Consider the following 238-nt stretch of genomic DNA (forward strand, 5'->3'; position numbering starts at 1 on the left):
AATATTTTATATGAATATTCGTAGTCAATATTCATATATTACAATAGCATCAGAAGTACCATTAAAACAATTAGAGCAACTACCACAGCTGCCACAACCACCACAACTAAAACAACCAAAACAACCGAAGCAACCAAAACAACGGAATCCACCACAGCGATCTGCACAACCGCCACAACGACCACAACCGCCACAGCGACCACAACCGCCACAGCGACGAGCAGCATCTTCAATATAG

General features: G+C 42.9%; 1 protein-coding gene. It reads right to left on the reverse strand.

Annotation, left to right across the window (positions count from 1 at the left end; genetic code table 11):
- Nucleotides 1-24: 24 nt before the first annotated feature.
- Nucleotides 25-238, reverse strand: a 214-nt coding sequence (locus MR079_RS29520) for a heterocycloanthracin/sonorensin family bacteriocin (RefSeq protein WP_396022973.1), incomplete at its 5' end; no start/stop codon positions are given.

Source organism: Bacillus cereus group sp. BfR-BA-01381 (genome assembly GCF_022663555.1).
Lineage (GTDB): Bacteria > Bacillota > Bacilli > Bacillales > Bacillaceae_G > Bacillus_A > Bacillus_A pacificus.